The sequence below is a fragment of the Stenotrophomonas sp. CS3K5 genome, assembly GCF_059515225.1.
The window spans coordinates 101,507-125,986 of record NZ_JCAKRX010000009.1 but is presented as its reverse complement, the minus strand read 5'-3'; the positions used below and the strand labels follow the sequence as shown (position 1 = coordinate 125,986).

General features: G+C 68.0%; 19 protein-coding genes and 1 tRNA gene. 11 read left to right on the top strand and 9 right to left on the bottom strand.

Translation table 11 applies throughout. The annotated features are described in order from the left end of the window. Positions 1 to 16 precede the first annotated feature (16 nt). Entirely contained in the window at positions 17 to 2,521 is a 2,505-nt protein-coding gene (gene hrpB / locus AC5YGJ_RS14330) for an ATP-dependent helicase HrpB (RefSeq protein WP_496186909.1), read from the top strand. A 160-nt stretch (positions 2,522 to 2,681) separates the two neighbouring features. Further along, a complete protein-coding gene (locus AC5YGJ_RS14325) occupies positions 2,682 to 3,056 on the top strand; it encodes a hypothetical protein (protein WP_107232582.1) in 375 nt (124 codons plus the stop codon). A gap of 94 nt (positions 3,057 to 3,150) precedes the next feature. Here AC5YGJ_RS14325 and AC5YGJ_RS14320 read toward each other — a convergent pair whose 3' ends face one another. The 3 genes from AC5YGJ_RS14320 to AC5YGJ_RS14310 all read right to left on the bottom strand — a co-directional run bounded on the left by AC5YGJ_RS14320 (position 3,151) and on the right by AC5YGJ_RS14310 (position 4,999). Further along, positions 3,151 to 3,690, bottom strand: coding sequence for a pseudouridine synthase (locus tag AC5YGJ_RS14320; protein WP_249842497.1), 540 nt, complete (start codon positions 3,688 to 3,690; stop codon positions 3,151 to 3,153). Between the two features lie 88 nt (positions 3,691 to 3,778). After that, on the bottom strand, positions 3,779 to 4,030 hold the full coding sequence (locus AC5YGJ_RS14315) for a hypothetical protein (protein WP_496186965.1): 252 nt from the start codon (positions 4,028 to 4,030) through the stop codon (positions 3,779 to 3,781). 111 nt (positions 4,031 to 4,141) lie between these two features. Continuing rightward, the gene (locus AC5YGJ_RS14310; RefSeq protein WP_496186908.1) at positions 4,142 to 4,999 is read right to left on the bottom strand and encodes a class I SAM-dependent methyltransferase; all 858 of its coding nucleotides are present in this window, start codon (positions 4,997 to 4,999) and stop codon (positions 4,142 to 4,144) included. 169 nt (positions 5,000 to 5,168) lie between these two features. On the opposite strand from AC5YGJ_RS14310, the gene AC5YGJ_RS14305 reads away from it, so the two are divergent. The 4 genes from AC5YGJ_RS14305 to AC5YGJ_RS14290 all read left to right on the top strand — a co-directional run bounded on the left by AC5YGJ_RS14305 (position 5,169) and on the right by AC5YGJ_RS14290 (position 9,599). After that, positions 5,169 to 6,125, top strand: a complete 957-nt coding sequence (locus AC5YGJ_RS14305; protein ID WP_496186907.1) for an aldo/keto reductase — start codon at positions 5,169 to 5,171, stop codon at positions 6,123 to 6,125. A 647-nt stretch (positions 6,126 to 6,772) separates the two neighbouring features. Further along, positions 6,773 to 6,843, top strand: a tRNA-Gln gene (locus tag AC5YGJ_RS14300). A gap of 353 nt (positions 6,844 to 7,196) precedes the next feature. After that, positions 7,197 to 8,321 carry a slipin family protein gene (locus AC5YGJ_RS14295; RefSeq protein WP_496186906.1) on the top strand — a complete coding sequence of 375 codons (1,125 nt, stop codon included), beginning with the start codon at positions 7,197 to 7,199 and terminating at the stop codon, positions 8,319 to 8,321. Between the two features lie 57 nt (positions 8,322 to 8,378). Then, positions 8,379 to 9,599, top strand: a complete 1,221-nt coding sequence (locus AC5YGJ_RS14290; protein ID WP_496186905.1) for an RtcB family protein — start codon at positions 8,379 to 8,381, stop codon at positions 9,597 to 9,599. A gap of 183 nt (positions 9,600 to 9,782) precedes the next feature. Here AC5YGJ_RS14290 and AC5YGJ_RS14285 read toward each other — a convergent pair whose 3' ends face one another. Both AC5YGJ_RS14285 and AC5YGJ_RS14280 read right to left on the bottom strand, forming a co-directional pair. Beyond that, positions 9,783 to 10,688 (bottom strand): NAD(P)/FAD-dependent oxidoreductase, encoded by a 906-nt coding sequence (locus AC5YGJ_RS14285; RefSeq protein WP_496186904.1) that lies wholly within the window; start codon positions 10,686 to 10,688, stop codon positions 9,783 to 9,785. Beyond that, on the bottom strand, positions 10,678 to 11,133 hold the full coding sequence (locus AC5YGJ_RS14280) for an Rrf2 family transcriptional regulator (protein WP_249842491.1): 456 nt from the start codon (positions 11,131 to 11,133) through the stop codon (positions 10,678 to 10,680). Before AC5YGJ_RS14280 ends, AC5YGJ_RS14285 begins: the two co-directional genes overlap by 11 nt. Before the next feature lie 184 nt (positions 11,134 to 11,317). On the opposite strand from AC5YGJ_RS14280, the gene AC5YGJ_RS14275 reads away from it, so the two are divergent. Next, on the top strand, positions 11,318 to 13,438 hold the full coding sequence (locus tag AC5YGJ_RS14275; RefSeq protein ID WP_496186903.1) for a methyl-accepting chemotaxis protein: 2,121 nt from the start codon (positions 11,318 to 11,320) through the stop codon (positions 13,436 to 13,438). A gap of 160 nt (positions 13,439 to 13,598) precedes the next feature. Here the strand turns inward: AC5YGJ_RS14275 and AC5YGJ_RS14270 are convergent, their stop codons facing one another. Continuing rightward, positions 13,599 to 14,501: a LysR substrate-binding domain-containing protein gene (locus tag AC5YGJ_RS14270; RefSeq protein WP_496186902.1), complete on the bottom strand. Its 903-nt coding sequence runs from the start codon at positions 14,499 to 14,501 to the stop codon at positions 13,599 to 13,601. 105 nt (positions 14,502 to 14,606) lie between these two features. Here AC5YGJ_RS14270 and AC5YGJ_RS14265 point away from each other — a divergent pair, with 105 nt between their 5' ends. Together AC5YGJ_RS14265 and dkgB are read left to right on the top strand one after the other, a co-directional pair. Continuing rightward, the gene (locus AC5YGJ_RS14265) at positions 14,607 to 15,821 is read left to right on the top strand and encodes an MFS transporter (RefSeq protein WP_496186901.1); all 1,215 of its coding nucleotides are present in this window, start codon (positions 14,607 to 14,609) and stop codon (positions 15,819 to 15,821) included. An 86-nt stretch (positions 15,822 to 15,907) separates the two neighbouring features. Next, on the top strand, positions 15,908 to 16,717 hold the full coding sequence (dkgB, locus tag AC5YGJ_RS14260) for a 2,5-didehydrogluconate reductase DkgB (RefSeq protein WP_496186900.1): 810 nt from the start codon (positions 15,908 to 15,910) through the stop codon (positions 16,715 to 16,717). Positions 16,718 to 16,750: 33 nt separating this feature from the next. On the opposite strand, the gene AC5YGJ_RS14255 is transcribed toward dkgB, so the two are convergent. Further along, positions 16,751 to 17,452, bottom strand: coding sequence for an alpha/beta fold hydrolase (locus AC5YGJ_RS14255; protein WP_496186899.1), 702 nt, complete (start codon positions 17,450 to 17,452; stop codon positions 16,751 to 16,753). Positions 17,453 to 17,597: 145 nt separating this feature from the next. Here AC5YGJ_RS14255 and AC5YGJ_RS14250 point away from each other — a divergent pair, with 145 nt between their 5' ends. Then, the gene (locus tag AC5YGJ_RS14250) at positions 17,598 to 17,978 is read left to right on the top strand and encodes a YbjQ family protein (RefSeq protein ID WP_107232596.1); all 381 of its coding nucleotides are present in this window, start codon (positions 17,598 to 17,600) and stop codon (positions 17,976 to 17,978) included. 42 nt (positions 17,979 to 18,020) lie between these two features. On the opposite strand, the gene AC5YGJ_RS14245 is transcribed toward AC5YGJ_RS14250, so the two are convergent. Both AC5YGJ_RS14245 and mgtE read right to left on the bottom strand, forming a co-directional pair. Further along, a complete protein-coding gene (locus tag AC5YGJ_RS14245) occupies positions 18,021 to 20,747 on the bottom strand; it encodes a bifunctional acetate--CoA ligase family protein/GNAT family N-acetyltransferase (protein ID WP_496186898.1) in 2,727 nt (908 codons plus the stop codon). Between the two features lie 117 nt (positions 20,748 to 20,864). Next, positions 20,865 to 22,235, bottom strand: a complete 1,371-nt coding sequence (gene mgtE, locus AC5YGJ_RS14240) for a magnesium transporter (protein ID WP_309338473.1) — start codon at positions 22,233 to 22,235, stop codon at positions 20,865 to 20,867. A gap of 376 nt (positions 22,236 to 22,611) precedes the next feature. On the opposite strand from mgtE, the gene AC5YGJ_RS14235 reads away from it, so the two are divergent. Continuing rightward, on the top strand, positions 22,612 to 24,399 hold the full coding sequence (locus AC5YGJ_RS14235) for a monovalent cation:proton antiporter-2 (CPA2) family protein (RefSeq protein ID WP_496186897.1): 1,788 nt from the start codon (positions 22,612 to 22,614) through the stop codon (positions 24,397 to 24,399). Positions 24,400 to 24,480 lie beyond the last annotated feature (81 nt).

Below are 24,480 nucleotides of genomic sequence, written 5' to 3'. Positions count from 1 at the left end.
CCCTTATCCTTTGCACATGAACGCCCCGCTCTTCCCGATTTCCCCGCTGCTGCCGCAGATCCAGCAGCACCTGGCCGCGCAGCCGCGGCTGGTGCTGGAAGCCCCGCCCGGCGCCGGCAAGACCACCCAGGTGCCGCTGGCGCTGCTGGATGCGCCGTGGCTGCTGGGCAGGAGGATCATCCTGCTGGAGCCGCGCCGGGTGGCCGCACGCAGCGCCGCGCTGTTCATGGCGCGGCAGCTGGGCGAAGAGGTGGGCGGCACCGTCGGCTACCGCATCCGCTTCGAGAACAAGGTTTCGTCGCGCACGCGCATCGAGGTGGTCACCGAAGGCATCCTGACCCGCATGCTGCAGGACGACCCGATGCTGGAAGAGGTCGGCGCGATCCTGTTCGACGAATTCCACGAGCGCCACCTCAGTGGCGATCTCGGCCTGGCGTTGGCCTTGGATGTGCAGGCGCAGCTGCGCGATGACCTGCGTCTGGTGGTGATGTCGGCAACACTGGATGGCGAGCGGCTGGCGCGCTTCCTCGATGCCCCACGCCTGAGCAGCGAGGGCCGCAGCTACCCGGTGGCGATCAGCCATTTCCCGGCGCGCCGCGATGAAGCACTGGAACTGCAGGTGCGACGCGCCGTGCAGCAGGCCCTGGCCGAACACCCCGGCGACCTGCTGGTGTTCCTGCCAGGCCAGCGTGAGATCGCGCGGGTGCAGGCGGGGTTGCAGGACTCGCTGGACGGCGACGTCGAGGTGCTGGCGCTGCATGGCGAGCTGCCGGTGGAACAGCAGGCGCGCGTATTGCAGGCCGCCAGCGACGGCCGCCGCCGCGTGGTGCTGGCCACCAACGTGGCCGAGTCCTCGGTGACGCTGCCTGGCGTGCGCGTGGTGATCGACAGCGGCCAGGCGCGCGAGCCGCGCTACGACCCCAACAGCGGCTTCACACGACTGGACGTGGTGGCCATCGCACAGGCCTCGGCCGACCAGCGTGCCGGCCGGGCCGGACGCGTGGCCGAAGGCGTGGCCTGGCGGCTGTGGCCACAGTCGCAACGGCTGGAACCGCAGCGCCGCGCCGAGATCGACCAGGTGGAACTGGCCGGGCTGGCGCTGGAACTGGCCGCCTGGGGCAGCAGCGACCTGCGCTTCCTCGATCCGCCACCGTCAGGACCGATGGGTGCGGCGCGCGAACTGCTGCAACGCCTGGGTGCACTGTCGGACTCGGGCGCGATCACCGCGCTCGGGCACCGCGTGCTGGCGCTGGGTACGCACCCGCGCATGGCGGCGATGCTGCTGGCCGCGCCGGATGCACACGCGCAGGCGCTGGCGGCGGATCTGGCCGCACTGCTGGAAGCCCGCGATCCGCTGCGCCAGGGTGGCGATGCCTTGGCAGCGCGCTGGCGTGCGCTGGCTGCCTTCCGCGGTGGACGTGCGCCGGCCGACGCCAATCGCAGTGGGCTTGCCGCCATCGATGCCGCTGCCAAACAGTGGCGCCGACGCCTGCGCTGCGACACCGCGCCACCGACCAGCATCGAGGCGCACGAACTGGGTGACCTGCTCGCGCATGCCTTCCCCGACCGCATCGGTTTCCGGCATCCCACCGATCCGCTGCGCTACCTGCTGGCCAATGGCCGCAGCGCGCGCCTGCACGAACTGAGCGACCTGCGTGGCGAACCGTGGCTGGTGGCCAGCGAACTGCGCTTCGAAGCGCGCGATGCGCTGCTGCTGCGCGCGGCACCGCTGGACGAAGATGCCCTGCGCAAAGCCTGGCCGGAGCGCTTCGTCACCGAAGATGTGGTGCGCTGGGACAGTGAACGCCGCGCCCTGGTGGCGCTGCGCGAAAGCCGTTTCGACCGCATCGTGCTGGACAGCCGCTCGGCCGGCCGGGTCGATCCGCAGCGCGCTGCACAGGCACTGACCGATGCGGTGGCCGAGCTCGGCCTGCAGGCATTGCCGTGGACCGAAGGACTGCGCCAGTGGCAGGCGCGGGTCGAGTCGCTGCGACGCTGGATGCCGGAACTCGGGTTGCCCGATTGCAGTGACGCTGCGCTGCTGGCCAACCGTGCGCAGTGGCTGCAACCGGCGTTCGCTGGCAAGAGCCGGCTGGACGCGCTGGACGAAGCCAGTTTCGGCGAGGCGCTGAAGTCGCCGCTGGAGTGGTCGCAGCGGCAGCTGGTCGAGCGCCATGCGCCGACCCGCATCACCGTGCCTTCAGGCTTGGAACGGCCGATCACCTACGCGTTGGACAGCGAAAGCGGCGAGCCGTTGCCACCAGTGCTGGCGGTGAAGCTGCAGGAACTGTTCGGCCTGGCCGACACCCCGCGCATCGCCGATGGCCGCGTGCCGTTGACCCTGCACCTGCTGTCGCCCGGCGGACGCCCGTTGCAGGTCACCCAGGACCTGCGCAATTTCTGGGAAAACACCTATGCCGAGGTGAAGAAGGAAATGAAGGGGCGCTACCCGCGCCATCCGTGGCCGGATGACCCGTGGACGGCCACGGCCACGCACCGCGCCAAGCCACGCGGAACCTGAGGGGCGGGGTCGGATCCCATTGCATCGCAATGGGATCCGAGCCCACCCTGCCCGATCCTGAATGGCTGCGGTAGAGTCACGCCACGCGCGACGCCGACTGACATACCGTTTACGGGCAACACGCGACACTGGAGTTCGACCCGAGGCAAAGGACCCCCGCATGAGCAAGCTGACTGTAATCACCGACCGCGCTCTGGAGCGCGCCCTGGAACTGGCCCACACGGCCGGCGATGGCCTGAAGAGCGCCGGTGGCAGCCTGCGCAATGCGGACTGGATCAAGACCGGTGCCGCCATTGGCGCGGTAAAGACCGGCGGCAAGGCCGCCACCAAGTTCGTGCGCCGCAACCCGGCGGTGGCCGTGGCCGCTGCAGCGGTGGGTGTGGGCCTGCTCGGCTATGCGCTGTACCGCAAGCAGCAGAAGAAGAAGGCCGCCAATGGCCAGGTGGTGGATGGCCAGGCGCATCGCATCAGTGCACGTGACCGTCGCAATGCCACCGTGGTTGACGAGCACAGCGACATCGGCAGCGACGCCTGAGTTGCCGAGTGGGTCAGACCCCTTCCTGCGGAAGGGCCCTGACCCCATCAGCCTGTGAGGGCCGGACGCCACAAGGCTTCCGGCCCTTTCTGTTTCAACCGATCTGCCGCCACTGTCCCGGCTGCAGATCGTCCAGCCGGTACGGCCCCATCGATACGCGCACCAGGCGCAGCGTCGGCAGGTTCACCGCTGCGGTCATCCGGCGCACCTGCCGGTTGCGGCCCTCACGGATCGTGATCGCCAGCCAGCTGTCGGGCACGGTCTTGCGGAAGCGCACCGGCGGATCACGTGTCCACAGCGACGGCGCCGGATCGAGGCGCTCGATCTTCGCCGGCAGCGTCGGCCCGTCGTTGAGCACCACGCCGTCGCGCAGCTGTTGCAGCTGCTCATCGCTGGGCGTGCCTTCCACCTGCACCCAGTAGGTCTTGTTGGCCTTGTGCTTCGGGTCGGTCAGCTTGTGCGCCAGCGTGCCGTTATCGGTCAGCAGCAGCAGGCCCTCGCTGTCATGGTCGAGCCGGCCAGCGGCATACACGCGCGGCGGCAGGCCGAACCCGGCCAGCGTCGGCCGCGGCGGCACGCTGCGGTCGGTGAACTGGCAGAGCACGTTGAAGGGCTTGTTGAAGGCGATCAGCATTGCGGGCACGGCAGGCGGCGGATGAGGCATTGTCCCACGCCGCGCTGCTCGCTCACCGGGCATCGCTTTGGCCGAGGCTGCGGCGGGATCAGCCGAAGACCTTCCACTCCAGCAGGAACGAGCCCAGCACCAGCGCGATGCCGCAAGCCGCGATGATATTGGCCCGGCGCCGCAGGCGAACCGGCGGCGGATTCGTGGCACGCGCGCGTTCCTCCAGAAGCGCACCGGTGAACAGCACGGCAAACCCCACCGTCGCTACCAGGTCGTAGGCATGGCCACCGTAGAACACGAAATCAATCAGCCGCGCCAGCACCAGCACGGCAACGGCGATGTAGAACACCTTCTTCAACTGTCCCCTCCATTGTCGGTAGCGCCGGGCCATGCCCGGCGGATACACGTTGCGTCCATTGCCGCGCCGCTGCGCTCGCCGGGCGCGGCCCGGCGCCCCCTCTTATGGCTTGATGAAGCGCAGGGTCATGCGGTCGCTTTCGCCGATCGCCTGGTACTTCGCATCATCGGCCTTGTCGTGCTGGTTGGTCGGCGGCAGCGTCCAAACACCGTTCGGGTGGTCCTTGGTGTCGCGCGGGTTGGCGTTGACCTCGCTGCGCGCATCCAGCTTGAAGCCGGCGGCCTCAGCCATCGCGATCACCTGCTGCTGGCCGACATAGCCGGTGTCATCGTCGTCGGCCACATCGACCTTGGCGCGATGCTCGACCACACCCAGCACGCCACCCGGCTTGAGTACATTGAAGAAGCCCTGGAACATGCCCTGCGCCTGGCCGGCCTTGCGCCAGTTGTGCACGTTGCGGAAGGTCAGCACCACGTCGGCTGAATTGGCCGGGCCGAACACCGGCTTCGCCGGATCGTAGGCCACCACGGCAGTCTTGCCGAACTGCGCCGGGGCGCCGGCGTACTTCTTTTCCAGGCTGTCGCGACTGCGCTGCTGGTAGTCGCGGCCGCGTCCTTCCGGCACCGCCATCGGGTCGACCACGGCGGCGACGTAATGACCCTTGTCATGCAGCAGCGGCGCCAGGATCTCCGAGTACCAGCCGTTGCCGGGGGTGATCTCGATGACGGTCTTTTCCGGAGCCACCTTGAAGAACGACAGCGTCTGCGCCGGATGACGGAAGCCATCGCGCTTGACGTTGTTGGCATCGCGGGTCGGCGCCTTCACCGCCGCATCGATGGCCGGCGAAACCTGGATGTTCGCCGGTGCCACCGAGGCCGGTGCGGCGAATGCGGGAACAGCGGCAAGCAGGGCCGAAGCAAGCAGCAGGCGGCAACCACGCAGGGACGAAGCAGGCATCATCGGAGCGACTCCAGCGGAAGATGCGGCGAGACTAGCAGCCGCAGCGCCCCAGGTGTTCACAAAACGTTATCGACGTGCGCGTTGCGGAACACTGTTTTGTGGCCACCGCCGCAGCACGGTCACACAACGCGCTCTATTCTGGAGCACTTCCCCCAAGGAGTCCGTGCCCATGACGGCAACCCGCGAACTGGGCCGTTCCGGCCTGCATGTACGTCCGCTCGCCTTCGGCGGCAACGTGTTCGGCTGGAGCGCCGATGAAAAGGCCAGCTTCGCCCTGCTCGACGCCTTCGTCGATGCCGGCTTCAACCTGGTCGACACGGCCGATGTGTATTCGGCCTGGGTGCCCGGCAATGCCGGCGGCGAATCGGAAACGCTGATCGGCAAGTGGTTCGCGCGCAGCGGCAAGCGCGACAAGGTGGTGCTGGCGACCAAGGTGGCCAAATGGGCCGAACGCCCCGGTCTGACCCCGGACAACATCAATGCCGCCGTGGAAGATTCGCTGCGCCGGCTGCAGACCGACGTGATCGATCTGTACCAGGCCCACGAGGACGACGAATCCACACCGCTGGAAGCCACGCTGGCCGCATTCGGTCGCCTGATCGAAGCCGGCAAGGTGCGCGCGATCGGTGCCTCCAACTACAGCGCCACGCGCCTGGCTGATGCGCTGAAGGTCTCCACCGACTACAAGCTGCCGCGTTACGAAACCCTGCAGCCGGAGTACAACCTGTATGACCGCGCCGGCTACGAAAAGGAACTGGAACCGCTGGTGCAGCGCGAACAGATCGGCGTGATCGGCTACTACGCGCTGGCCAGTGGCTTCCTCAGCGGCAAGTACCGCACGCCGGCCGATGCAGCCAAGAGCCCGGCGCGTGGCGAGACGGTGGTGAAGCGCTATCTCAACCCGCGCGGCCTGCGCATCCTGCAGGCGCTGGATGACGTGGCCAGCAAGCACCGCGCGACCGCCGCGCAGATCGCGCTGGCGTGGCAGATCGCGCGTCCGTCGATCACCGCGCCGATCGTCAGCGCCACCGGCGTCGAGCAGCTGCACGAGCTGCTGGCGGCGGCGAGCCTGTCGCTGAGCGTGCAGGATGTCGCGCAACTGGACGCCGCCAGCACGGAAGCGTGAGACCCGGTAGTGCCGGCCGCTGGCCGGCATTGCACACATTCCGAAGAAAATAATTGAACAAAATGGTTGCGCACGACTAAATCGTGGTTTATCGTGCGCACCTCGTTTCAACAACCACTGGAAACCTCCCTTGAACGCGCATTCCGTCGCCATCGCCAAACTGCTGCCATGCCTGCGCATGGACGTGCTGGCGCGCGCGTTCGGCAAGGAAATCCAGCTGACAACGGCCTGATACCCGCCCTGCGGAGATCGGCCACCCCGATCTCCGAGGCTTGACGACGCCCTCGGAACGCAAGTCCCGGGGGCGTTTTCGTTTGCGTCGACACAAGGACCCGCGATGCCAGAACTGCACCCCGCGCGGCAGCCCGCCACGCACTGACCCAGGTCTTCCCGCCGCGCCGGAGGATTTTCTCTGCGCGCATGGCAACGCCTGGACATTATCTGCATCGCACCCAAACATTATCGCTCGCGATAATGTCGGTGGCCTGCACCCTCGACTACCAACGGTCCCGTTTCAACCACGGGCTGGTGCGCGCGGCGTTGCCGTGGCGTATGCCGGAGGTCGCGGACATGCCATCGCCTGGATCGCCTGCTGGAGGCAGGCGCCGGTTCGCCGGCACGCGGTTCGATTCCGCGCGGTTCACCACTGGATAGCTCAGTCGGGTAGAGCAACGGATCCTGATTCCGTCTGTCGTGGGTTCGACTCCCACTCCAACCACATGACCTTCCACGTCATGACGAGAAGCAACACCCGGGGCGCAAGCCCCAGCGGCCATCGTCGCCTGTCCTGCGAACGCCTCCGGGCGCCACAGGAACGGCAACGGACCGCACGCCGGGCCTCGGCCTGTCACCACTACCTGCCCCACCCTGCTCCGGCGCTGTCTGCCGGCAGCGATGGCCGCAAGCGTGATGACGCACCGCAGGCTCCGCGCGCGGACCGTCCCCCGATGGCCGCCCTCTTCCGCCGGCCGCACAGCGTGTGCCGCCGGCCCTGCCACGACCTGTTCGACCCGGGTCATGGCACTCATTCCATCGGGTCGAACCACCAGAGCCATACAAGGAGAGACTCCCATGTTCTGGACCATCAAGGTCGTAATCGGCGACGGCGAGCGCGGCCTGGTGTATCGCAACCGTCGTTTCCAGCAGATCCTGCTGCCGGGTGTGCACCGCCTGTCGCTGTTCGGCGGCCGCCCGCAGGTGGACATCCACAGCGCATCGAAGGGCGCGGCCTACACCGGCAGCGACCAGGACAGCCTGATCGAAGCGCTTGGCGCAACGCTGGACACGCACTTCGTGCTGGCCAACGTCGGCGCCGGGGAGGTCGGCCTGCTGCTGCGCAACGGCCGCATCGACGAGGTCCTGCCGCCGGGCAGCCGCCGTCTGTACTGGCGCGGTTCGGTCGACACCCAGGTGCGCGTGCTGGCGCTGGGTGACGAGCCGTACGTGCCGGTGGAGGTGCAGCAGCGCCTGGGTCAGCTGGGCGTGCTGCCGCGTGTGGCGGTGATCAGCACCGTGCCGAGCGAGTCGGTCGGCCTGCTGTTCATCGATGGCACGCTGCGGCAGACGCTGGGCGCCGGCCTGCACGCATTCTGGAACTTCAACGGCAACGTGTCGGTGGAGCGTGTGGAGCTGCGTGCGCGTTCGCTGGACGTGTCCGGCCAGGAGCTGCTGAGCCGCGACAAGGTGACCCTGCGGGTGAACCTGGCCGCGACCGTGCAGGTGGTCGACCCGGTGCGTGCACACCGCACGCTCAGCAACGCCGATGAGTTCATCTATCGGCAGCTGCAGTTCGGCCTGCGCCAGGCGATCGCCGCACGCAGCCTGGACGAGCTGCTGGGTGACAAGGCGGCGCTGGACGGCGAGATCGCCGCCCATGTGCAGGCCGCGATCGAGGGCCACGGTGTACGCCTGCTCGGCGTCGGCATCAAGGACGTGATCCTGCCGGGCGAGATGAAGGAGATCCTCAACGGCGTGGTACTGGCCGAGAAGCAGGCCCAGGCCAGCGTGATCCGTCGCCGTGAGGAGGCCAACGCCACGCGTTCGCAGCTCAACACCGCAAAGCTGATCGAGGACAACCCGGTGCTGATGCGCTTGAAGGAGCTGGAGGCGCTGGAGAAGGTCACCGAGAAGATCGACAAGCTCACCGTGTTCGGCGGCCTGGATGGCGTGCTGAAGCAGCTGGTGACGATCAGGTAGGGGGCAGCGGCGGCGCAGGGACGCGCCGCCGGCCCATCAAGGACAATCAACAAGACAATGGACACGCAACAGAACTATCAATGGCTGCATGCCGAAGGAACCACGCCGATCAAGGGCTGGGTCAACGGTGTGCCCCTGGAAGCACAGGCCCACGAGCAGCTGCGCAACATCGCCGCGATCCCGTTCGTCGGGCCGTGGGTGGCGGTGATGCCGGACGTGCACCTGGGCAAGGGTGCGACCGTGGGCTCGGTGATCCCGACCCGCGGTGCGATCATCCCGGCTGCGGTCGGCGTCGACATCGGCTGCGGCATGGTGGCGGTGCGTACCACGCTGCGCGCCAATGACCTGCCCGATGACCTGCGGCAGCTGCGCAACAGCATCGAGCGCAGCATCCCGGTTGGCAATGGGCGCGGTGGCGAGCATCAGCGCATGCCCGACAGCATCCACACCCGGCTGGTGCAGTCCGGGCTCGCCGCCGGGCTGGAGAAGATCAAGGACGGGCATCGGAAGATCCGCACCGACAAGCTGGACCGTCAGCTGGGTACGCTGGGCGGCGGCAATCACTTCATCGAGCTGTGCCTGGACGAGACGGACACGGTGTGGGTGATGCTGCACAGCGGCTCGCGCGGCACCGGCAACCTGATCGGCACCTACTTCATCGAGAAGGCGCGCGAGGAACTGGCACGGCGTGTGCTCGGCTTCCACCTGCCGGACAAGGACCTGGCGTTCTTCATGCAAGGCGAGCCGCTGTTCGACGACTACGTTGAGGCGGTGTCGTGGGCGCAGGACTACGCGCGGCAGAACCGCGAGGCGATGATGTCGCGGGTGCTGGCCGAGATGCGCCACCGCTTGCCGAAGTTCCAGCTGGCGGCAATGGCAGTGAACTGCCACCACAACTACGTGCAGAAGGAAACGCACCACGGGCAGGAACTGCTGGTGACGCGCAAGGGCGCGGTCAGTGCGCGCGAGGGCGAGCTGGGCATCATTCCCGGCAGCATGGGCACGCGTAGCTACATCGTGCGCGGCAAGGGCAACGCGGACAGCTTCCACAGCTGCAGCCACGGTGCCGGCCGGGTGATGAGCCGTGGCGCCGCACGCCAGCAGATCACGCTGGCACAGCATCGCGAAGCCACCGCACATGTGGAATGCCGCAAGGACAGCGGCGTGCTGGACGAGTCACCGGCAGCGTACAAGTCGATCGACGATGTGATGGCAGCGCAGCTGGATCTGGTCGATGTGGTGCATACGCTGCGGCAGGTGCTGTGCGTGAAGGGGTAATGGAACGGTGCCGGCCAAGGCCGGCACCCACCGCGCCCGATTGCGGTGGATCCATGCACTGCGTGGATGCATATGCACCCACGTCCGTAGCGTCCAGCTTGCTCGACCGCCCTGCGGTAGATCCACGCCATGCGTGGATGGAGCAGCGCCGACCAAGGTCGGCATCTACCGGAACACGTGCGTTCAGCGCGGCACGCTGTCCTGGGCCACGAGCGCGTGATGCACGCCGATGCCTGCGCGCACGCCTTCGGCCATGGCCAGGGTGATGTTGCCGACCGTGGTCGCATCGCCGGCGGCGTACACGTTCGGCACCGAAGTCTGCTTCATCGCATCGACCTCGATCAGCACGCCCAACGGGCTCTCCGCCAACGCGCAGCCCAGCTGCTGCACGAGCGGCGTCGCCATCGCCTGCGTGGCCGGCACGAACAGCGCGCGTTGCGCGATGCGGCGGCCATCGGCCAACTCCACTTCCAGCCAGGTCGGCTGATCGCCGTGCACAGCCACCACCGGCACCGTCTCGATCTGCACGCCGCGCTGCTGCATGGCGGCGCTCTCTTCGTCGGTGATCGCCAGGCCCTGGCTGAAGAAGGTGACATTGCCCCAGTCGGCAAACAACGGCGCCTTGGCGGCCGACATCGGATGACCGCCGAGCAGGCCGATGGCGCCGCCACCGACTTCATAGCCGTGGCAGTAGGGGCAATGCAGCACGGTGCTGCCCCAGCGCTCGGCCAGGCCCGGCAACGCCGGCAGCTGGTCGGCGATGCCGCTGGCCAGCAGCAGCTTGCGCGCCGCCAGCACCTGGCCATCGGCGGTACGCACTTCCACACCGTCGGTGGTGGCATCGGCCTGCACGGCCTCGGCATTGAGCCAGCGCACACTGGGGTAAGCCAGCAGTTGCTGGCGCGCGGTCTTCAGCAGCTCGGCGCCACTGATGCCGTCCAGCCCAAGCACGCCGTGCGAGTGGCTGGCGAAGCGATTGCGCGGTGAACCGGCGTCGATGATCGTGACCGGCCGACGGGCACGCGCCAGGATCAGGCCAGCGGCGATGCCGGCATAGCTGCCGCCGACGATGAGCACATCAGGATTCATGGTGACCTTCCAGGGAGCGATGATGAGCGAGATGACGGGCGAAGTCGGCGCCGAGCTGATCCAGCGTGGTCGCCTGCAGGCGCGCTTCCAGCAGCCGCTGCGCCTCGCGCGCGCCCTCCAGCAGGGCGTTGTTGACCAGCTGCTGGATCGGGCAACCACGGCCGGCATCGCGCGTACCGACCTGCACCAGCGCGGGCGCCCCGACGGCCAGATAGATGTCGTGCAGGGTGATCGCTGCGGCTTCGCGTGCCAGCTGGCTACCGCCACCGTGGCCGCGCGTGCTGTTCACCAGCCCGGCCTTGTGCATCTGGGCCAACAGGCGGCGGATCACCACCGGGTGCGTCGGCAGGCACGCGGCCAGCTGTTCGGAGGTGCGCGGGCCCTGCTGGCCGACCAGGTGGGCCATCACGTGCAGGGCGTCGGAGAGCGGGTTCGCGGATTTCATGTAACTACCATAGTTACATTTAAATCCCCTGTCGAGAGTCTGATTTCGTTCCATCTGGACACATTTGTCCTATGAAATGTTTCCTTCACCTCCTTGAACGAAACGCGAATGTGATGAGCGTCGCACTTCAGAGGGGATCGAAACCGGTCGATACCGCATCGCCCCTTCCCGAGAGTGCTCCCACATGAATGCGTCCACCCGTGCGCCGCGGCTGCAGTCCAAGCTGCTCGGCGCGGTTTCCGTTGGCTTGGCTGTGGTTCTGCTGTGCGCCCTGGCCGGCCTGGCTTCTGCCTGGTTGAAACTGTCCACCGAAGTTCCGCCCGAGGTCGCGCACAGCCGCGACGCCGAACGCCTGCAGCGCGAGTTCCGCGGCCAGGTGCAGGAATGGAAGAACGTGCTGCTGCGTGGCCACGACGATGCGCTGCGCAAGCGGCACCTGGATGCCTTTGACAGCGAAGGCCGCCTGGTCGAACAGCTGGCCAAGGGTCTGGCCAGCAGCCCCGATGCACGCACGCGCGAACTGGCGCAGGCGTTCACCGGCCTGCACGCGCAGCTGCAGCGCGATTACCACGCCGCGCTGCAGGCCTTCGCCGAAGCCGGCTACGCGCCAGCCGCCGGCGACAATCTGGTGCGCGGCAAGGATCGCCCGGTGGCGAGCGCCCTGGACGCGCTGAGCACGCACGCCACGCAGGTGGCCGAAGCGGCGGTGGCGGCGCGCTCGCAGCAGGCGCGGCAGACCCTGCTGCTGTGCGCGGCGCTGACCGTGCTGGCCGCGGTGCTGCTGCTGATGGGGCTGGCCTGGTGGTTGCGACGCGCCGTGGTGCAGCCGGTGCTGGCGGTGGAAGCGGCCGCCCGCGCGGTGGCCGCCGGCGACCTGCAGCACGTGGTGCAGGTGCGCAGCCGCGACGAGATCGGCCGCCTGGCACAGGCCATGCAGGCGGTGCAGTCCACACTGCGCGGCGTACTGGATGCGCAGACCGCGATGGCGCAGGCGCATGAGGCCGGCACCATCAGCCACCGCATGGACGCCAGCGCCTTCCCCGGTGCGTTCGGCACCATGGTGGCCGACAACAACACGCTGGTCGATGCGCACATCCAGGTGAAAATGCGCGCGATCGCGATCATGGGCCGTTATGCCATCGGCGACCTCAGCCAGGACATGGAGCGCCTGCCCGGCGAGAAGGCGGTGATCACCGAGGCGCTGGATGCAGTCAAGCACAACCTCGGCGCGATCAATGGCGAGATCCGTCGCCTGGCCGAAGCCGCCGCCGCCGGCGACTTCAGCCAGCGTGGCGACAGCGCGCGCTTCGAGCATGATTTCCGCGCGATGGTCGACGGCCTGAACCGCCTGATGCAGACCACCGAGCTGAACCTGGGCGAGGTCTCCAGCATGCTGCGCGCGATTGCCGATGGTCGCCTCGGCGCGCGCATGCAGGGCGATTTCCAGGGCGTGTTCGCACGCATTGCCGGCGACGCCAACACCACCGCCGCACAGCTGGCGACCATCGTCACCGACATCAAGCACGCCTCCGGCAACATCCACACCGCTGCTGCGGAAATCGCCGCCGGCAACAACGACCTGTCGCGCCGTACCGAACAGCAGGCGGCCAATCTGGAAGAAACCGCCGCTTCGATGGAGGAACTGACCTCCACCGTGCGCCAGAACGCCGAGCACGCACGCCAGGCCAACCAGCTGGCAATCGGTGCGCACAGCGTCGCCTCGCAGGGCGGCAGCGTCGTCGGCCAGGTGGTGGCGACGATGGGCGCGATCGAGACTTCATCGCGGCAGATCGCCGAGATCATCAGCGTGATCGATGGCATTGCGTTCCAGACCAACATCCTGGCCTTGAATGCCGCAGTGGAAGCGGCACGCGCGGGCGAGCAGGGCCGTGGCTTTGCCGTGGTGGCCAGCGAAGTGCGCACGCTGGCGCAGCGCTCGGCCGGTGCCGCGAAGGAGATCAAGGCGCTGATCGAAGCCTCGGTGGAACAGGTCGGCCACGGCGCGCAGCGCGTGCGCGAAGCGGGCGACACCATGGCTGAGATTGTGGCGTCGGTGCAGCGCGTGACCGACATCATGGCCGAGATTTCCGCCGCCTCGCAGGAGCAGAGCGCGGGCATCGAGCAGGTCAGCCAGACGGTGATCCAGATGGATGGCACCACCCAGCAGAACGCCGCGCTGGTGGAAGAAGCCAGTGCCGCCGCGCGCAGCCTGGAGCAACAGGCGAACCGCCTGATCGATGCGGTGGATGTGTTCGACCTGTCGAGCACCGCCGCAGCGAAGGACGCGCTGGCGCGCGCGGCCTGAGGGATCCGGTTGCTGGCCAGCGGCCGGCACGACCAGACGGGGTAGCGCCCGACCGTTGGTCGGGCGACGGCAGGATCAGTGCGGACCAACGGTCCGCACCCACCGAAACCTGCGGTAGTGCCGGCCGCTGGCCGGCAACCCAACGACCCGGCCGCAACCCTCAGCGCAGGTAATCGCTCCTGGCCATCGCCTCACCCAGGTAATCCAGGAACGAGCTGATCCGCGCCGACACCGCGGTGTTGCGGTAGTACACCGCGTGGATCGGCTGATACACAGCCAGCGTCTGCGCGGCCAGCACCGGCACCAGCGTGCCGGCGGCACGGTCGCGATCGGTGACGAAATCGGATAGGCAGCTGATGCCCACCCCTTCCAGCGCCAGCCGGCGCAGGGTTTCGCCGCTGGATACCGCGATATCCGGGCGTACCAGCAACTGACCGTCGGCATCACCGGTCAACGGCCAGCGGTTCAGCGACTCCGGTTCATTGAAGCCCAACAGGGTGTGCTGACCCAGCGCCGCCACACTGGCCGGCTCACCGTGCGTGGCCAGATAGGCCGGGCTGGCGACCAGCTGCAGGCGGCATCGCCCCAGCGAACGCGCATGCAGGGTGGAATCGGTCAGCGGGCCGATGCGGATGGCCAGGTCCGTGCGCCGTTCCAGCAGGTCGATATAGCGCTCGGAGCTGTTCAGCTCCAGCTGCACCTCGGGGTAGCGCGCGCGGTAGCCGGACACCAGCGGCGCGATCACGTGCAGCACGAACGGCATCGCCGCATCCACGCGCAGGCGTCCGGCCGGACGCTCGCGGCGTGCGGCCATCTGTTCCTCGGCCGACTCCACCGCGTCGATGATGGCCCGCGCATGGCGCAGGTAGGCCTCGCCCTCGGCGGTCAGGTGCAGGCGGCGCGTGGTGCGGGTCAGCAGGGTGGTGCCCAGCTTGTCCTCCAACCGTCCCAGCGCACGGCTCACGCCGGAAGGGGTCTGCCCCAGCTGCTCGGCAGCGGCACTGATCGAGCCACTGTCGATCACGGCGAGGAAGGCCTGCATTTCGTCGAGGGTGGTCTTCATGCCGCCATTATTGACCGACAGGCAAGAGTGATTGGCGTGAAGACCGGTTTTTCCGCAAAGGTGGGCCGCGCACACTGCGCGCCTTCCCTCTCTCTGGAGCCTGCCATGATCCGTGGCATTCCCCTCGCCCTGCTGGCCTTGACCCTCGGTGCCTTCGCCATCGGCACCACCGAGTTCGTCATCGTCGGCCTGATCCCTACCATCGCCGCCGACCTGCAGGTCAGCCTGCCTTCGGCCGGCCTGCTGGTCTCGCTGTACGCACTGGGCGTGGCCATCGGCGCACCGGTGCTGACTGCACTGACCGGCCGCGTGCCGCGCAAGCAGCTCCTGGTGGCGCTGATGGTGCTGTTCACCGTCGGCAACGTCATCGCCTTCCTGGCGCCGGGCTACACCTCGCTGATCGCTGCGCGCATCCTCACCGGCCTGGCCCATGGCGTGTTCTTCTCGATCGGCTCGATCATCGCCACTGCGGTGGTGCCGAAGGAAAAGGCGGCCAGTGCGATCGCCATCATGTTCACCGGCCTGACCGTGGCCCTGGTGACCGGCGTGCCGCTGGGCACCTTCATCGGCCAGCACCTGGGCTGGCGCGCCACCTTCCTGGCTGTAGCCGCGCTGGGCGTGATCGCCCTGCTGGGCGCGCTGCTGTTCGTGCCGCGCAACCTCCCGCAGAGCGTGCCGGCCAGTTTCCGCCAGCAGCTGGCGGTGCTGGCGCAGCCGCGCCTGTTGCTGGTCTATGCGATGACCGCGCTGGGTTACGGCGGTACCTTCCTGGCCTTCACCTACCTGGCGCCGATCCTGCAGGACGTCACCGGCTTGTCGGCCAATGCGGTCAGCCTGGTGCTGCTGGTGTACGGCGTGTCGGTGGCGATCGGCAACCTGTGGGGCGGCCGCCTAGCCGATCGCATGGGCCCGGTGCCGGCGCTGAAGCGCATCTTCGCGCTGCTGGCGATGGTGCTGTTCGTGCTCACCTTCACCGCCTACAACACCTGGCTGATGCTGCTGACGGTGCTGGCGCTGGGCGCGGTGGCATTCGGCAACGTGCCAGGCCTGCAGGTCTACGTGGTCAAGCAGGCGCAGCGCTACGCACCACAGGCCAGCGACGTGGCCTCGGGCCTGAACATCGCCGCGTTCAACATCGGCATCGCGCTGGGCGCCTCGCTGGGTGGCCTGGTGGTGGAGCATATCGGCCTGATGCATACGCCGTGGCTGGGCGCGCTGGTGGTGGTGGGCGCGTATGCACTGACCGTGCTGAGCGGCCGCCTGGACCGTCGCGACGGTATCGATGACCGTGCCGAGGGCATTGCCGTGGCCGCACATTGATTCATGCAATGCAGCGTTGCCGGCATGCATACGGCACCTGCCCTACCCTCTTCCTTCTGCGACGCCCTCCCCCTTTGGAGCTTCACATGACTGTCCCCGCTTTTGGTCTCGGCACCTTCCGCCTGAAGGACCAGACCGTGATCGACTCGGTGCGCAATGCGCTGGACGTCGGCTACCGCGCCATTGATACCGCACAGATCTACGGCAACGAAGCCGAAGTCGGCCAGGCCATCGCCGAGTCCGGCGTGCCGCGTGATGATCTGTACCTGACCACCAAGGTGTGGATCACCGAGTTCAAGCGCGATGCGCTGCTGGCCAGCCTGCGTACCAGCCTGGAAAAGCTGCGCACTGACCGCGTCGATCTGGCGCTGATCCATTGGCCGTCGCCGAACGACAAGGTCGACGTGCCGATGGAGGAGTACCTGCCGGCACTGGCCGAAGCCAAAGCGCAGGGCCTGACCCGCGCGATCGGCATTTCCAACTTCACCATCGCCCAGACCCGCAAGGCGATCGAGATCCTCGGTGCCGAGGCGATCACCACCAACCAGATCGAGATCCATCCGTACCTGCAGAACCGCTTGTTGGTGAAGTTCCTGCAGGACAACGGCATCCACATCACCGCCTACATGAGCCTGGCCTATGGCGAGGTGATCAAGGACCCGGTGATCCAGGCCATCGCCGGCCGCCACCAGGCCACGCCGGCACAGATCGCGCTGGCCTGGGCAGTGCAGCAGGGTTACTCGGTCATTCCGTCTTCGACCAAGCGCGAGAACCTGGCCAGCAACCTGGAAGCGGCCGCGATCCGCCTGACCGACGAAGACATGGCGCAGATCGCCAAGCTTGATCGAGGGCACCGGCTGGCCAACCCGGAAGGCATTGCGCCGGCCTGGGATTGAAGAGCGGCCGCCGGGCATGGCCCGGCGGATCCATCAGGCCTGCAGCAACCATCCACGCATTGCCGCGCTGACTTCCTCAGGCTTCTCCATCGGCGCCAGGTGCCCGCAATCGGGCACCACCACCAGCTGCGAATGTGGCACCAGCGCGTGCATTTCCTCGCTCACCGCCAGCGGCGTGATGCGGTCGTTGGCACCGCACACAATCAGCAGCCGATCGCGGTAACCGGCCAGCACGTCATGGCCATCGCGCCGCTCCAACGCACTCTGGCGCAGGAACACCTCCGCGCCCAGGCGGGCAGTCATGTCGCGCACGCGCTGCACCAGCACGTAGTCGTCCAGCCGCGAGGCATCGATGTAGCTGCGCATCAGCGCATCGCCGAAGCCATGGAACCTGCCCGGCAGGCGCACGCTGGTGCGCTGGCTGCGGCGCTGTGCGGCGCGCTCCGGTGAATCGGCATGGATCGAGGTATCGATCAACGCCAGCTGCATCACCCGTTCCGGTGCAATGCGCAGGATCTGCTGGGCGACGAAACCACCCAGCGAGAAGCCCGCCAGCGCGAAGCGTTGCGGCGCCTGTGCCAGCACATCCTCGGCCACCGCCTGCAGGGTCTCGCCACGGGTCTGGTCGCCCACCGTGCAGTCGGCGATATCGGCCAGGTCGGCCAGCTGCGCACGCCACAGCTCGGCATCGTTGAGCAGGCCGGGGAGCAGCAACAGAGGGATGCGGTCGGTCATGGCGCTATTGTCGCGCCAGCGGGGTGACGGAACCATGCCGCAACGGGTGATTGCAAGGTAGAGTCGAGCTTGCTCGACGCTACGAAAAGCCCAGAGCAGTCGAGCACGGCTCGACTCTGCAGAAGGCACCCACACGGACGCGACCATGGCAGATCCCTACAACAGCAGCCCCACCTCCCCGCCCGCGCTGCGTTTCGACGACGCGCTGGTCACCACCGCCTTCGAGCTGCCCGGCCATCGGGTGGTGCGCAACCTGGGCGTGGTGCGCGGCATCACCGTGCGTTCGCGCTCGATCGTCGGCAATTTCCTGGGCGGCATCCAGACCCTGTTCGGCGGCAACATCACCATCTACACCGAGCTGTGCGAGCAGGCGCGCGAGGAAACCTACCGCGACATGGTCAAGCACGCGCGGCAGCTGGGCGCCAACGCGATCATCGGCATGCGCTACGACGCCACCGATGTGATGACCGGGCTGACCGAGGTGCTGTGCTACGGCACGGCGGTGGTGGTGGAGCCGCTGCGTTGAGGTGATCGCCGGGCATGGCCCGGCGCTACCGATGGGCGGCGATCACGCCACCGGGGGGACATCGGGCACTTCGACCTGCTGCACCGGCAGGGTCACCACCATCACCGTCGGGTCGTCCGGGTCGAGTCGGGTCTTGAAGCCCAGGCTCTGGCACATCGCCAGCATGGTGCTGTTCTCGCGCAGCACCTGGCCTTCGACCACATCCAGGCCCAGCCACTTGGCATACTCGATCATGATCGCCATCAGCCGCCAGCCGATGCCGTGGCCCTTCAGGTCCGAGCGGATCAGGATGCCGTACTCGCCACGGTGGTAATCGGCGTCGGCGTGCAGGCGCACCGCGCCGAGCATTTCGCCGCTGCGTGGTTCGATCGCCACCAGCGCGATCGAGCGCGCATAGTCGAGCTGGGTCAGGCGTGCGATGAACTCGTGACTGAAGTGCTTCACCGATTGGAAGAAGCGCAGGCGCAGATCCTCATCGCTGACCCGGGCGAAGAATGCGCGGAACAGTGCATCGTCTTCAGGCCGCACCGGGCGCACGAAGGCACGGCCGCCATCGGACAGTTCGATGGTGCGCTCCCACTCCTTCGGGTACGGGAACACCGAGAAGCGCGGATGGCCGCGGCCCTTGTGCAGGATGCGCGAGGGTGCCACCGCTACACGCGCGTCAAGGGCGAGGATGCCCTTGCTGTCGACCAGCAGTGGGTTGATGTCCAGCGTGCGCACTTCGGGAATATCGGCGGCCAGCTGTGCCAGCTTCACCAGCGCCAGGGCCAGCGCGCGCTCGTCGGCAGCCGGCACATCGCCATACGCCTTGAGGATGCGCGAGGCGCGGGTCTGACCGATCAGCTCATGGGCCAGGCGCAGATCCAGCGGCGGCAGCGCCAGTGCCTTGTCGTTGATCACTTCCACCGCCGTGCCGCCACGGCCGACCACAATCACCGGGCCGAACGTGGCGTCATCGGCGATGCCGACGATGATCTCGCGCGCCTTGGGTCGGACGATGGTTGGCTGCACCAGCAGGCCATCGATGCGCGCGTCCGGCCGCAGCTGTCGCGCGCGCGACAGGATCGCGTTGGCCGCGCTCTGCACCGCCGGCAGCGTGGCCAGGTTCAGGCGCACGCCATCGACCTGCGACTTGTGCGGAATGTCTGGTGACAGGATCTTCAGCGCCACGCTGGCACCACGCTCCAGCAGCGGTTGCGCCAGATCCATGGCCTCGTGCGCATCGCGCGCGTGCATCACCGGCGCCGACGGAATGCCGTAGGCCTTGAGCAGTTCGTGGGTGGCCAGCGGGTCCAGCCACTGCTGGCCGTTGGCCAGCGCCGCATCGACCAGCGCGCGTGCCGCCGCCGCGTCGACACTGAAGTCCTGCGGCAGGCTGGGCGGCGTTTCCATCAGCGCGTTCTGCGCCTCGCGGTAACGCACCAGATGCTGGAAGCCACGTACGGCCTCGGCCTCGGTGGGATAGGTCGGCACCCGCGCCGCGTTGAGCGTGGCGGTGGCCTGGTCATCGTTGCCCAGCCACACCGCGAACACCGGCTTGTCGCGGTGGTGACGCGGGCGCAGGCCGAGCGTGCGGGTCAGTGCCTGTGCGGCGTCGGCCGATGAGGTGAACGCGGTCGGCACGTTGACCACCATCACCGCATCGTTCTCGTTGTCGGCCAGCAGCGCCTCGATCGCCGCGGCGTAACGCTCACCGTCGGCATCGACCACGATGTCGACCGGATTGCTGCGCGACCAGCCCTGTGGCAGCACCTTGTCCAGGGTTTCCACGGTGCTGTCGGAAAGCTGTGCCAGGGTACCGCGCAGCGCCACCAGCTGGTCGACGGCGAGCCGGCCGACACCGCCGCCGTTGCTGAGAATGGCCAGGCGGCGGCCGGGGAACGTGCCCAGCCGGCCCAGCGATTCGGCGGCGGTGAACAGTTCGTCCAGCGCGCCCACGCGCAGCAGGCCGGCGCGGTTGAACGCGGCGCCGTACACATCATCGGCGCGCGCCAGTGCCTGCACATGGGTATCGCGGCTGCCCGGCTGCACGCGCTCGGCGCGACCGGATTTCACCACCACCACCGGCTTGGCGCGCGCGGCGGCACGTGCGGCCGACATGAACTTGCGTGCGTCCTTGATCTGCTCGACGTACAGCAGGATGGCGCGCGTGCGGTAGTCGGTGGCGAAGTAGTCGAGCAGGTCGCCGAAGTCGACGTCCAGCGTGTCACCCAGCGACACCACGGCAGAAAAACCGACCGAGCGCGCCACACCCCACTCCACCAGCGCAGCGGCAATGGCCGAGGATTCGGAGATCAACGCGAGGTCGCCGGCCTGCGGGAAATGCGCGGCGATGCTGGCGTTGAGGCGTGCGTGTGGCGCGATCACGCCCAGGCAGTGCGGGCCGAGGATGCGCAGGCCGTGCTTGCGCGCCACCGCCTCCACCTGCGCCGACAGCGAGTCCGGGCCTTCACCCAGGTGCGCGGTGAGGATAATCGCGGCCTGCACGCCACGCTCGGCGGCGGTACGCACCACCTGCGGCACGATCGCCGCCGGTGCGGTGATCACCACCAGGTCCGGCACCCAGTCCAGGTCCTTCAGCCGCTTGACCGTGCGGATGCCATCAATCTCGGCGTGCCGCGGGTTGATCCACGCCACCTTGCCGGGGAAGCCGGTGCCGCGCAGGTTGCGCATCACCGCGCGGCCGGCCGAGCGCTCACGCGGGCTGCCGCCGATCACCGCGACCGACTGCGGACGGAACACGGACTGCAGGTGGTAGGTACTCATGCGCCTACGGTAACCAAATTCCATGGCGATGGGGTCAGAGCCCTTTCCTCAGGAAAGGGCTCTGACCCCCGCGTGACCGTGGCGCGTGCCCACCAAGGTGGGCACCTACCAGAGCAGTTACAGCAGGGTGCCGTGCAGGATCAGCGCGGCGATGCTGAAATAGATCACCAGTCCGGTCACGTCCACCAGGGTGGCCACGAACGGGGCCGAGGCGCTGGCCGGGTCGAAGCCGAGGCGCTTGAGGATGAACGGCAGCATCGAGCCGGACAGCGAGCCGAAGGTAACGATGCCGACCAGTGCCGCACCGATGGTGATCGCCAGCAGGATCCAGTGTTCACCGTAGTCATGCAGGCCACCGAGCTGCCAGATCACGATGCGCACGATCGCCAGGCAGCCGAGAATCGCACCCAGCACCATGCCGGTCGGGATCTCGCGGATGGCGACCTTCCACCAGTCGCGCAGGCGCAGTTCGCGCAGCGCCAGGCTGCGGATCAGCAGCGAGGTGGCCTGCGAGCCGGAGTTGCCACCCGAACTCATGATCAACGGAATGAACAGGGTCAGCACCACCGCGCGGGCCAGTTCGTCTTCGTAGTGCTGCATCGCGCTGGCGGTCAGCATCTCGCCCAGGAACAGCACGCTCAGCCAGCCGGCACGCTTGCGCAGCATCTCGAAGAAGCCGATCTGCATGTAGGGCTTGTCCAGCGCTTCCATGCCGCCGAACTTGTGTGCGTCCTCGGTGGATTCCTCGATCAGCGCATCCAGTACGTCATCGACGGTGACGATGCCGAGCATCTGCTGCTGCGCATCGACCACCGGAATCGCCAGCAGGTCGTGGCGGCGGATCAGTCGCGCCACTTCTTCCTGGTCCATCAGCGCGTCCACCGTCACCGGCGGATTGACTTGGGCCACGTCCAGGATCGACTCCTCCGGCAGGCCGGTGATCAACCGGCGCATGGTCACCACCTGCTGCAGCTGCTGGGTAGCCGGGTCCAGCACGTAGATCGCGTACACCGTCTCACGGGTGCGCTCGACCTGGCGGATGTGCTGCAGGGTCTGCGCCACGGTCCAGCTGGCGGGCACCGCCACGTACTCGGTGGTCATCAGCGCACCGGCGGTGTTGGGCGGGTAGCTGAGCAGCTTCTGGATGGCCTGGCGGGCGTCGGTGCCGAGCAGCGGGATCAGCCGCGCGCGCTCGTCCTCGTCCAGCTCGTGGACGATGTCGGTGGCGCGGTCGTCAGCCATCAGCCCGAGCAGGGCAGCGGCGCGGGCCGGCGGCAGCACCGCCACCAGCTCGCCGCTGCGCTGCAGCTCGGGGGCTTCCAGCATCTTCACCGCACGCGGCAACGGCAGCGCCGCCAGCGTGTCGGCGGCGCGGGTCAGCTCCAGCGTATTGAGAAACTCCACCGCGTCGGCGGTGTTGTAGTCCGCCAGCGGTGCGGCCAGGGCAGCGGCATCGGCCACCGGGCGCAGCAATTGCTTCTGGTTCATCGGTTGTGCCTTGTGGGGGTGCGACCTCGCGCAACGCCAACGCAGGCAAACCGTCCCGATGTCAGGCGGTGGCCATCGCTGGCGTCGAACGAGGTCGACCTCTACTGTCGCTGGACATGGGTTGGGGACTCCGGGATGGGTGTACTGCCTGACACGCTCGACAACGGCGGGGCCGGCAGCGGCGGGCAGTCTGGACCTGCCGGCACGCCCGGTCAACCCTGGCCCGGGCGGCCGGCCAGGCGCCCCTGGGGTCAGGGCCGCTTGCTGCGCGAGGGGATGCGACCCCCGGCATGCGCGCATAATGAAGGGGCGGCCTGCACGGCCGCGCTCCCCCGGACGAACGCAGCACAGGCCCCCGCGATGACCAGGTATTCCCATGCATAGCGGTGGTCTGGAACTGGCCCTGGTGCTGCTGCTGGCGGCGGTGATCGCCGTGCCGGTGTTCAAGAAATTCGGCTTCGGCGCGGTGCTGGGCTATCTGGCCGCTGGCGTGGTGCTGGGGCCGGACGGGCTGGGCTTCGTGCAGGACGCCGACCGCATCCTCGGCGCGGCCGAAATCGGCGTGGTGATGCTGCTGTTCGTGATCGGCCTGGAACTATCGCCGGCACGCCTGAAGGTGATGCGGCGCTCGGTATTTGGTGCCGGTGCGGCGCAGGTGGCGCTGTCCGGGCTGGTGCTGGGCGGCCTGCTGCTGCTCGACCATTTCCAATGGAAGAGCGCGCTTGTGGTAGGCGTAGCGCTGGCCCTGTCGTCCACCGCGGTCGGCCTGCAGCTGCTGTCCGAACACAAGGCGATCAACAGCGACCATGGCCGCCTCGGCTTCGCCATCCTGCTGTTCCAGGACCTGATTGCGATTCCGCTGCTGGCCGCCATCCCGCTGCTGGGCGGGGTGAAGAACGAGACCCTGCGCTGGGAAGACGCGGCAGTGGCGCTGGGCGCGCTGGCGGTGGTGATCCTGTGCGGGCGGCCGGTGCTGCGCCGAGTGTTCAGCACCATCGCGCGTACCCGCAGCCCCGAGGTGTTCACCGCCACCGCGCTGCTGGTGGTGCTGGGCACCGCCTGGTTCATGCAGGAGGCCGGCCTCAGCCCCAGCCTCGGCGCGTTCCTGGCCGGCGTGCTGCTGTCCGACTCGGAGTTCCGGCACGAGCTGGAATCGCAGATCGAGCCGTTCAAGGGCCTGCTGCTGGGCCTGTTCTTCATCGCGGTGGGGATGGGCATCGACCTGGACCGCATCGCCGCCGAACCGTGGATGATCGCCGGAGGCGTCGGCATCCTGCTGGTGGTCAAGTTCGGCCTGCTGTACGCGGTCGGCCGCGTCGCCCGGCTCAGTTCGCGGCAGTCGCTGCTGCTGGGCAGCGTGCTGTGGCTGGGCGGTGAGTTCGCGTTCGTGGTGTTCAACGAGGCGCAGCGCGCGCACCTGCTGGGCAACGCCAACCACGACCGGCTGGCGGCCATCGTCGGCCTGTCGATGGCGATCACGCCGCTGTTGATGATCGCGCTGCTGAAACTGCTCGGCCAGGAGAAGGCCGCGCCGCGAGACCCGGCCGACGCCGACAAGGTGGCGCCGGACAACCGGCCCAAGGTGCTGATCGCCGGCATGGGCCGCTTCGGCCAGGTGATCGCGCGCCTGCTGACCGCGCAGAAGGTGCCATTCGTGGCGCTGGAGGCGAACCCGGACACCGTGGCCGACCTGCGTCGCTTCGGCAACCAGCTGTACTACGGCGACCCGACCCGGCCGGAGATGCTGCGTGCGGCCGGCGGCGAGCACATCGATGTGTTCGTGATCACCGTCGATGACCCGGAAACCAACCTGCGTGCGGTACGCATGGTGCGCCGGCTGTACCCGGACGCGACGGTGCTGGCGCGTGCGCGCAACCGCCAGCATGCGTGGCGGTTGATGGACATGTCGGCCGAGCCGTTCCGCGAAGTGTTCGGCACCAGCCTGGAGATGAGCGGGCGCGTGCTGACTGCACTGGGTGTGGCGCCGAACGTGGCCGAACGCCACGTGCAGCGCTTCCGCGAGCACGACGAACAGCTGCTGCGCGACCAGTACCTGGTCTACGACGACGAGGCGGCGGTGATCCAGACCTCGCGTGATGCACGCAACGACCTGATGCACCTGTTCGAGGCCGACGCGGAAAGCGACGACAACAAGGAGCGCTGACGGCACCCATCCGATGGATGACGGACCCGGTAGTGCCGGCCGCTGGCCGGCAACCTGGGGATTGCGCAGGTTTCGTGAAGT

Excerpts from the sequence above, each read along its gene's own strand:
- hrpB (WP_496186909.1), top strand. The coding sequence starts at position 17 with ATGAACGCCCCGCTCTTCCCGATTTCCCCGCTGCTGCCGCAGATCCAG.
- AC5YGJ_RS14325 (WP_107232582.1), top strand. The coding sequence starts at position 2,682 with ATGAGCAAGCTGACTGTAATCACCGACCGCGCTCTGGAGCGCGCCCTG.
- AC5YGJ_RS14320 (WP_249842497.1), bottom strand. The coding sequence starts at position 3,690 with ATGCTGATCGCCTTCAACAAGCCCTTCAACGTGCTCTGCCAGTTCACC.
- AC5YGJ_RS14310 (WP_496186908.1), bottom strand. The coding sequence starts at position 4,999 with ATGATGCCTGCTTCGTCCCTGCGTGGTTGCCGCCTGCTGCTTGCTTCG.
- AC5YGJ_RS14305 (WP_496186907.1), top strand. The coding sequence starts at position 5,169 with ATGACGGCAACCCGCGAACTGGGCCGTTCCGGCCTGCATGTACGTCCG.
- AC5YGJ_RS14295 (WP_496186906.1), top strand. The coding sequence starts at position 7,197 with ATGTTCTGGACCATCAAGGTCGTAATCGGCGACGGCGAGCGCGGCCTG.
- AC5YGJ_RS14290 (WP_496186905.1), top strand. The coding sequence starts at position 8,379 with ATGGACACGCAACAGAACTATCAATGGCTGCATGCCGAAGGAACCACG.
- AC5YGJ_RS14285 (WP_496186904.1), bottom strand. The coding sequence starts at position 10,688 with ATGAATCCTGATGTGCTCATCGTCGGCGGCAGCTATGCCGGCATCGCC.
- AC5YGJ_RS14280 (WP_249842491.1), bottom strand. The coding sequence starts at position 11,133 with ATGAAATCCGCGAACCCGCTCTCCGACGCCCTGCACGTGATGGCCCAC.
- AC5YGJ_RS14275 (WP_496186903.1), top strand. The coding sequence starts at position 11,318 with ATGAATGCGTCCACCCGTGCGCCGCGGCTGCAGTCCAAGCTGCTCGGC.
- AC5YGJ_RS14270 (WP_496186902.1), bottom strand. The coding sequence starts at position 14,501 with ATGAAGACCACCCTCGACGAAATGCAGGCCTTCCTCGCCGTGATCGAC.
- AC5YGJ_RS14265 (WP_496186901.1), top strand. The coding sequence starts at position 14,607 with ATGATCCGTGGCATTCCCCTCGCCCTGCTGGCCTTGACCCTCGGTGCC.
- dkgB (WP_496186900.1), top strand. The coding sequence starts at position 15,908 with ATGACTGTCCCCGCTTTTGGTCTCGGCACCTTCCGCCTGAAGGACCAG.
- AC5YGJ_RS14255 (WP_496186899.1), bottom strand. The coding sequence starts at position 17,452 with ATGACCGACCGCATCCCTCTGTTGCTGCTCCCCGGCCTGCTCAACGAT.
- AC5YGJ_RS14250 (WP_107232596.1), top strand. The coding sequence starts at position 17,598 with ATGGCAGATCCCTACAACAGCAGCCCCACCTCCCCGCCCGCGCTGCGT.
- AC5YGJ_RS14245 (WP_496186898.1), bottom strand. The coding sequence starts at position 20,747 with ATGAGTACCTACCACCTGCAGTCCGTGTTCCGTCCGCAGTCGGTCGCG.
- mgtE (WP_309338473.1), bottom strand. The coding sequence starts at position 22,235 with ATGAACCAGAAGCAATTGCTGCGCCCGGTGGCCGATGCCGCTGCCCTG.
- AC5YGJ_RS14235 (WP_496186897.1), top strand. The coding sequence starts at position 22,612 with ATGCATAGCGGTGGTCTGGAACTGGCCCTGGTGCTGCTGCTGGCGGCG.